The organism is Microbacterium sp. CCH5-D1, from assembly GCF_001557335.1.
Taxonomy (GTDB): domain Bacteria; phylum Actinomycetota; class Actinomycetes; order Actinomycetales; family Microbacteriaceae; genus Microbacterium; species Microbacterium oxydans.
On record NZ_LSJW01000067.1, the window covers coordinates 26,619 to 34,656 of the forward strand.

Genomic DNA, 8,038 nt, shown 5'->3' on the forward strand with positions numbered 1-8,038 from the left:
CTCCGGGGGCATTCTCGTCTCTGCGCGTCTCAGAAGCCGATGACCTCGCGGTAGCGGGGCTTGTGGCCGGTGCGGATACCGGTCACGCTGGGCTTGTTCTCGTAGACTCCCGCACCCCAGTTGCCCTCGACGAGGACCGGCCCGTCGGGGGAGACGACGATGTCCCAGCCGACGTACTGCACCTGAGGCACGACCCGGGCGACCTGATCGATGAAGGCGCGTACCTCGTCCATGTAGGGCAGCTGGAAGTCGGCGATGCGGAAGCCCGAGTCCGGGTGCGTCTCATGGACGTGGCCGTGGGAGTCGTAACCGGCGCCGACCGCGTGGCCGTTCTCGTCGAGCATGGTGTAGAACCCGCCGAACGTCATCTGGTCGCTCACGGCGCCGCGGCCGAACTTCTGAGCCATGGCGAGGATGTGAGCCTTCTCGCCATCGAAGAACGCGGTGATGCGGGTGGTGTTCACCGTGCCGGGGCAGACGGCCGCCAGTGCATCGTGCTGACGGATGACCTCCTCGATGAGGAGCTCGCCTCGAGCCAGCAACCCGCGGTGGAACTCGTCCCAGTCCTCGATCTCGGCGGCGTGATAGCGATGCACTCCGGTGCCGGCCTGTCCCACCGGCTCCTTCGTGACGATCGTGCCGAGACGCTGGGTGAGTTCGCGCACGGCCTCGGCGTTCCCCTCCTCGACCACCATCCACTCGCGCTTCAGGAACGGAGAGAACTGCTTGTCGAACTCGACCTTGTCCTGGAAGATCCAGCGGTAGTCGGGGTGATCGTAGCGCTGCGAGAGCTGGTTCGAGACCGGATGGGTCATGTACGTGTCGCGCTCGGCCTTCGTGAGCATGGCGAAGTCGTAGTCGATGTAGTCCTGGAAACCGACGTTGTGACGGGCAGCCGACCAGAGCATGTCGACGACGATCGCCGGCACGGCTCTGTGGTGCTGAGCGGAGGCCTCCTTGGCGCGTTCCACCACCGATCCGACGTCGATGCGGCGGGCACGTCCCATCAGATAGCGGATGCGGGGCGCGAGGGAAAGTCGAGACATGAGGCTCCAGGGTCGGGGTCCCCTCCAGTCTACGGGGGCGGGCGAGGTCGATCTGGGAGCCGGAAGCTAGGCTGGAGGGCGTGTGTGAGACGACTTCCAGCTCCCTGCCACGAGCCATGATCTCCCGCGCGGCACTGGCCGCGGGAGCCTCGGCAGCGGTGTCTGCCGGTGGAACGGTCGCCGACCTCAGGCGCGATGCCTGGGGACACGGCGTCCTCGCCGTCGCCCAGGTCGTGACCGCCGCCGGTGCGGAACGCGTCCTCGTCGACGCGCAGGGCGAGGTCGAGGCACTGCAGCTCGAGGGCATCCGTGGCGTCACCACCGGTGACCCCGACATCGACCCCAACCTCCTCTACGGTCTCCCCGATGAGAAGGGTCAGCTCGCGGCTCGGCCGGTGATGCGGCTGGCAGGGCGGGTGCTGTCCACCAAGCGGCTCCGGCCAGGGGATGCCGTCTCTTACGGCTACACGTATCGAGCGGAGAAGGAGACCACTGTCGCACTCGTGACGGGCGGCTACGCTCAGGGCATCGTGCGCGCACTCGGCAATCACGCGACCGTGGAGATCCGGGAGACGTCGATGCCCATCGTGGGGCGCGTCGCCATGGACGTGTGCGTCGTAGACCTCCAGGGCGCAGACATCGATGTCGACAGCGAGGTCACCTACTTCGGAGGCACCGGTCCGGCCGCATCGGGAGTCACACGTTGGGCGGATATCACCGGGATGACTGCAGCTGAGCTGGTCGCCGTCGCCGGCGCCCACGCCGTGAGGGGGTGGGAAGCGTGAGCCGCCCCGAGGTGCGCCTGAGCAGCAGTACCTTTCGCGCGAACATCGAGACAGTGCGTGACCGTGTCGCCCCGTCCGCGCTGATGCTCGTGGTCAAGGACGACGCGTACGCGCACGGCCTCTCCTGGGCGGTGAGGGCTGCGGTGGAGGCCGGGATCGACTGGTTCGGCAGCTATGACATCCGCACCGGACTCTCCGTCCGCAGACTCGCAGGCGGCGACGCCAGGATCTTCGCCTGGGCGACGTCGACGGACTCGGAGATAGACGATGCGCTGATGCAGCGCCTCGATCTCGGTGTCGGGACCACCGACTACCTCAGACGGATCATCGCGCGGGCCGAGGCGCTCGGGACGACGGCGCGCGTGCACCTGAAGATCGACACGGGTCTGCACCGCAACGGCATCCTGCCGGAGGACTGGGCATCGGCCGTCGACGAAGCGAGACGGGCCGAGCGGGCCGGTGCGCTCGAACTCGAAGGCGTGTGGAGCCATATCGCGGAAGCGAGCGACGAGGAAGATGACATCGCGCAAGCCGCTTTCCTCGATGCGGTGCGTATCGTGGGCGAGACCGGATCGGTCCCCGCGGCACTGCACCTGACCGCATCCGCGGCATCGTGGTGGCGTCCCGAACTGCGCGGAACGGTCTCGCGCATCGGGGCGTTCTGCTACGGCATCCGGTCGGCAGAGGGGCCGGAGCTCGAGGGAGTCCGCCCAGCGGCGAGCCTCGTCGCAAAGGTGTCCGCGGTCGACGGGGATCGTGTGACGATCAGCCTCGGCAGCTTCGACGGGCTTCCCTCCACGCTCTCGGGGAGCCTGGTCGGGACACCGGAAGGAGCCAGGACTCTCGTCTCCATCGGCCACACCTCATCGATAGTCGACGGATGGCGCGGCGCTGAGGTGGGTGCGGAGGTCGTCGTCTTCGGCGCAGGCGCGCAGGGCGAAGCGTCGGCGACGACCCTCGCCGAGCGGATAGACACCGTGGGAGAAGAGATCCTCACCCGGCTCACACCGCGTGTGCGAAGAGTCGTCGCCGACTGACCGTCATCGGCTGATCTCGTGCCCGCCGACCGGTTCAGCGGACCGCGGTCGACAGACCGGGATCAGCGGAGCGCTCAGACCGTCTCGATGAGACGCGCGGTCTCGTCATGCCAGCTGGTGGCGATGCTGCGGAGCTTCTCTTCGTACTTGCGGCCGTGGTGGGCGCAGAACAGGAGCTCGGATCCGTTGACCTCAGCGGCGATGTACGCCTGAGCGCCGCACGAATCACAGCGATCCATGGCGGTCAGACGGAACTCGACAATGGAGGTGTCACGTTCGGTCGTTGCATTCATCTCGGTGCCTCCTCGGGTGTCGGCTTCGCTGAGCGATTTGGTCAATACAACCACGCGCCACCTGTACGCATGCCCGGTTTGCGGCGTGTTTCGCTCAGCGCGTACGCGTGGTTTCCCGACTGGCTTCGCGCGGGGAGTGTCTGCGGAGGAGAGGCAGCTCGCGAGATTAGACTCGGAGATTGTGAATGCCGAGTACTCCGCCCATCATCTCCAGGTGCTTGAAGGCCTCGAAGCCGTCCGCAAGCGGCCCGGGATGTACATCGGGTCGAACGGGTCGCCCGGCCTCATGCACTGCATGTGGGAGATCATCGACAACTCGGTCGACGAGGCGGTCGCGGGCAACGGGACCAAGATCGACATCATCCTGCACGCCGATGGCAGCGTCGAGGTCCACGACCGCGGACGTGGTATCCCGGTCGACGTGGAACCGCGCACCGGCCTGACCGGCGTCGAGGTCGTTTACACCAAGCTGCACGCAGGCGGGAAGTTCGGAGGTGGGTCGTACGCCGCCTCCGGCGGCCTGCACGGCGTCGGCGCCTCCGTGGTGAATGCTCTCTCCGAGCGCCTCGACGTCGAGGTCGACCGTGGCGGCAAGACTTATGCGATGTCCTTCCACCGCGGGGAGCCCGGCATCTTCGCCGATTCCGGTGAGAAGCGGCCGGATGCGCCGTTCACTCCTTTCCAGGAGAACAGCGAGTTGCGCGTGATCGGCAAAGCTCCCCGGGGCGTGACCGGTACCCGTGTCCGCTACTGGGCCGACCGTCAGATCTTCACCAAGGACGCGGCGTTCCAGCTCTCCGAGCTCGAGACCCGGGCCCGACAGACAGCCTTCCTGGTGCCTGGCCTGGAGATCCTCGTCAAGGACGAGCGTGCGGCGGGTCAGGTCGTCCCCGTGCCCGACTCCGATGGCGAGACGACCACTCTCGGACCCACCGAGACCTCCTACCTGTACGAGGGCGGAATCTCCGAATTCGTCGACTACCTCGCGATCGACCCGCCGATCACGGACAACTGGCGCATTCAGGGAGAGGGCACGTTCAAGGAGACCGTGCCCGTCCTGCAGCCGGACGGGCACATGGTCGCGACCGAGGTGGAGCGGGTGTGCGCCGTCGACATCGCGCTGCGGTGGGGGACCGGTTACGACACCAAGATCCGCTCGTTCGTCAACATCATCTCCACGCCGAAGGGCGGCACGCACCAGCAGGGCTTCGAGCAGGAGCTGCTCAAGGTGCTCCGCGCGCAGGTGGAGCAGAACGCCCGACGTCTGAAGGTCGGCAACGACAAGCTCGAGAAGGACGATGTGCTCGCCGGGCTGACGGCCGTCCTCACGGTGAACGTGCCCGAACCGCAGTTCGAGGGTCAGACGAAGGAGATCCTCGGAACCCCCGCCGTGCGGCAGATCGTGGCTCAGGTGCTCCGCAAGGACCTGGCTGAGCGCTTCGGCTCGACCAAGCGCGACGACAAGATCCAGGCGTCGCAGCTGCTCGACAAGGTCGTCTCGGAGATGAAGGCCCGCGTCTCGGCGCGCGCGCACAAGGAGACCCAGCGCCGCAAGAACGCGCTCGAGTCCTCGACTCTTCCGACGAAGCTCGTCGACTGCCGCACGAACGACGTCGAACGCAGCGAGCTCTTCATCGTGGAGGGCGACTCGGCCCTCGGCACCGCGAAGAACGCGCGCAACAGCGAGTTCCAGGCGCTGCTGCCCATCCGGGGCAAGATCCTCAACGTGCAGAAGGCATCCGTGGGCGACATGCTCTCGAACACCGAATGCGCGTCGATCATCCAGGTGATCGGTGCAGGCTCAGGTCGGACGTTCGACATCGACGCAGCCCGCTACGGCAAGATCATCCTCATGAGCGACGCCGATGTCGACGGCGCGCACATCCGCACCCTGCTGCTGACCCTGTTCTTCCGCTACATGCGGCCGTTGATCGAGCATGGTCGCGTGTTCGCCGCCGTGCCGCCTCTGCACCGGATCATCGTGATCAATCCGGGGTCGAAACCGAACGAGACGATCTACACGTACAGCGAGCAGGAGATGCACGCGTTGTTGGCGAAGCTCCGCAAGGCGGGCAAGCGCTGGCACGAGCCGATCCAGCGCTACAAGGGCCTCGGAGAGATGGACGCCGAGCAGCTGGCGAACACCACCATGGACAGGTCGGGTCGTCTGCTGCGTCGCGTGCGGATGGAGGACGCGGAAGCAGCCGGGCGCGTGTTCGAGCTCCTCATGGGGAACGAGGTGGCTCCGCGCCGCGAGTTCATCATCGACTCCTCCGACCGATTGTCGCGCGAGTCGATCGACGCCTGAGACGTCAGACGAAAGAAAGCCGGCCCGGTGCAGACCGGGCCGGCTTCCTTTCGCTCTCACGCGGTCGGACCGCTCGCCTGTGCTCAGACCAGTGTGCGGCCGATACTGCCGATGACACCTTCGACGGGCTGGCCGGACGCGTCGCGGCGTGCTCCGTTCTCCGGAAGCTTGCGGACCGCGCCTGTCGGATCGACGGCGAGCGGCGGGTTGGGTCCGACCCATGCGACCGTCAGTCGGTCCTCACCCTTCAGGAACGCATGGGCGCGGACGCCTCCGGTGGCACGCCCCTTGGCTGGATACTCCGCGAAGGACGACACCTTGGCGCGCCCGGGCTCTGTGCCGGGAAGAGCGCTGTCGCCTCCGGATACCGTGGCGACGACGGATTCCGCGGCCGGATCGACGACGCCGAAGAAGAGCACTGATGCGCCGGAGCCGAGCTTGACCCCGGCCATTCCGCCCGCCGGGGCGCCTTGCGGGCGCACAGCGGAAGCCGGGAAGTGCAGCAGCTGCGCGTCGGTCGTGACGAAGACCAGCTCCGCGTCGTCCGGTGCCTCTGCCGCCCCGACCACCGAATCGCCCGGTTTCAGGCCGATGACCTCGAGGTCAGGACGCACGGGGAGGCTGGAAGGGACGATGCGCTTGACCGTGCCCTGAGCGGTGCCGAGCGCGATCGGAGTCTCGCTGTCGAAACGCACGAAACCCAGAACGCGCTCGCCCTTGGTCGTGATGCCGAGGTAGTCGCGCAGGGGAGTACCGGCGGCGAGCTGCACCGACGTCGCCGGCACGGACGGGAGGTCGACGGGGGAGAAGCGGACGACGCGACCGAGGTTGGTCAGAGCCCCGATCTCGGCGCGGACGGTGGTCTCGACGGTGGTCAGGATCGCATCGTGCTTGCTGCGACGTGCAGGGACGGTGAGTTCCTGGCCCTCGCCGAGGTCGACGCGGACGGTACGTCCCGTGGTCGAGAGCACGAGCACGGTGGGCGCATCGGCGATCTGCAGATCGACCGCACCCTTGGTCGCTCGGGGCTTGGGCGGAGCCGCGTTCATCAGGAGTGTGCGCCGCGGTGTTCCGTATGCATCGGCTGCGGCGTCGAGCTCCTTGGCGACCGCGGCGCGGAGCAGGGTCGGGCTGTCGAGCAGTTCCCGCAGTGCGGCGATCTCCGCCAGCAACGCATCGCGTTCGGACTCCAGCTCGATACGCGAGAACTTGGTCAGACGGCGCAGGCGCAACTCGAGGATGTACTCCGCCTGGAGCTCGCTCAGATCGAAGACGGAGCGCAGCCGCGTGCGGGCCTGCTCCGAGTCATCGGAGGAGCGGATGACCTGGATGACCTCGTCGATGTCGAGGATCGCGATGAGCAGACCCTCCACCAGGTGCAGACGCTCCTCGCGCCGCTTCAGACGGTATCGGCTGCGGCGGGTGATGACCTCGAGACGGTGACCGACGTAGACGCTCAGCATCTCCTTGAGGCCCAGCGTGCGCGGCTGGCCATCGACCAGGGCGACGTTGTTGATGCTGAACGAGTCCTCCAGCGGAGTCAACCGGTAGAGCTGCTCGAGCACGGCGTTCGGGTCGAAGCCGGTCTTGATGCCGATCGCGACGCGCAGTCCGTGGTTGCGGTCGGTGAGGTCGGTGACGTCGCTGATGCCCTGCAGCTTCTTCGACTGCACCGCATCCCGGATCTTCTCCAGCAGGCGCTCGGGTCCCACCATGTACGGCAGCTCGGACACGATGATGCCGGTACGCCGCGGGCCGAGCGGCTCGATGGAGGTCTTGCCCCGCACCTTGAGGGCGCCGCGTCCGTTCGTGTACGCGTCCTTGACACCGTCGAGTCCCATCAGGATCCCGCCGGAGGGGAAGTCAGGTCCGGGGACGAACTCCATCAGCTCCTCGGTGGTCGCATCCGGATTCTCGAGGAGGTGAGTGGCCGCCGCGACCACTTCGATGAGGTTGTGCGGCGCCATGTTGGTCGCCATGCCGACGGCGATCCCACTCGCGCCGTTGACCAGCAGGTTGGGGAAGGCGGCCGGCAGCACGGCAGGCTGCTGGAACTGACCGTCGTAGTTCGGGATGAAGTCGACGACGTCCTCGTCGAGGTTCTCGGTGAGGGCCAGCGCGGCGGCGGCGAGTCGTGCCTCGGTGTATCGGGCTGCAGCGGGCCCATCGTCGAGGGAGCCGAAGTTGCCGTGCCCGTCGACCAGGGGCACACGCAGCGCCCACTCCTGCGCGAGCCGCACGAGCGCGTCATAGATCGCCGAGTCGCCGTGGGGGTGCAGCTTTCCCATGACCTCGCCGACGACGCGCGCACTCTTGACGTGGCCGCGGTCCGGACGCAGGCCCATCTCGGCCATCTGGTACAGGATGCGGCGCTGCACGGGCTTCAGCCCGTCGCGCGCATCGGGCAGGGCACGCGAGTAGATCACCGAGTACGCGTATTCGAGGAACGAACCCTGCATCTCGCTGGAGAGGTCGATGTCCTGGATGCGCTCCTCGACGGGCTCGGGCGGCGGAGTTTTCGGCATGGACTTCCTGGGGGCATACGGGAGCCTGTGTCAGACTGGCTCGG

The 8,038-nt window shown here is 67.2% G+C and carries 6 protein-coding genes; 3 read left to right on the forward strand and 3 right to left on the reverse strand.

Features of this window, described 5'->3' with window-relative positions; genetic code table 11:
• Positions 1-29 precede the first annotated feature (29 nt).
• Positions 30-1,046, reverse strand: a complete 1,017-nt coding sequence (locus AX744_RS04315; RefSeq protein WP_058631767.1) for a sugar-transfer associated ATP-grasp domain-containing protein — start codon at positions 1,044-1,046, stop codon at positions 30-32.
• A gap of 80 nt (positions 1,047-1,126) precedes the next feature.
• Between AX744_RS04315 and AX744_RS04320 the strand changes: the two genes are divergently transcribed.
• Together AX744_RS04320 and AX744_RS04325 are read left to right on the forward strand one after the other, a co-directional pair.
• Positions 1,127-1,831 (forward strand): alanine racemase, encoded by a 705-nt coding sequence (locus AX744_RS04320; RefSeq protein ID WP_231728735.1) that lies wholly within the window; start codon positions 1,127-1,129, stop codon positions 1,829-1,831.
• A gap of 11 nt (positions 1,832-1,842) precedes the next feature.
• Positions 1,843-2,868, forward strand: coding sequence for an alanine racemase (locus tag AX744_RS04325; RefSeq protein ID WP_269454439.1), 1,026 nt, complete (start codon positions 1,843-1,845; stop codon positions 2,866-2,868).
• A gap of 74 nt (positions 2,869-2,942) precedes the next feature.
• Here the strand turns inward: AX744_RS04325 and AX744_RS04330 are convergent, their stop codons facing one another.
• Positions 2,943-3,161 (reverse strand): DUF7455 domain-containing protein, encoded by a 219-nt coding sequence (locus tag AX744_RS04330; RefSeq protein WP_045264803.1) that lies wholly within the window; start codon positions 3,159-3,161, stop codon positions 2,943-2,945.
• 181 nt (positions 3,162-3,342) lie between these two features.
• On the opposite strand from AX744_RS04330, the gene AX744_RS04335 reads away from it, so the two are divergent.
• Complete coding sequence (locus AX744_RS04335) at positions 3,343-5,469, forward strand: DNA gyrase/topoisomerase IV subunit B (RefSeq protein WP_082682603.1); 2,127 nt, start codon at positions 3,343-3,345, stop codon at positions 5,467-5,469.
• Positions 5,470-5,552: 83 nt separating this feature from the next.
• Here the strand turns inward: AX744_RS04335 and AX744_RS04340 are convergent, their stop codons facing one another.
• Positions 5,553-7,994: a DNA gyrase/topoisomerase IV subunit A gene (locus AX744_RS04340; protein ID WP_058631765.1), complete on the reverse strand. Its 2,442-nt coding sequence runs from the start codon at positions 7,992-7,994 to the stop codon at positions 5,553-5,555.
• Positions 7,995-8,038 lie beyond the last annotated feature (44 nt).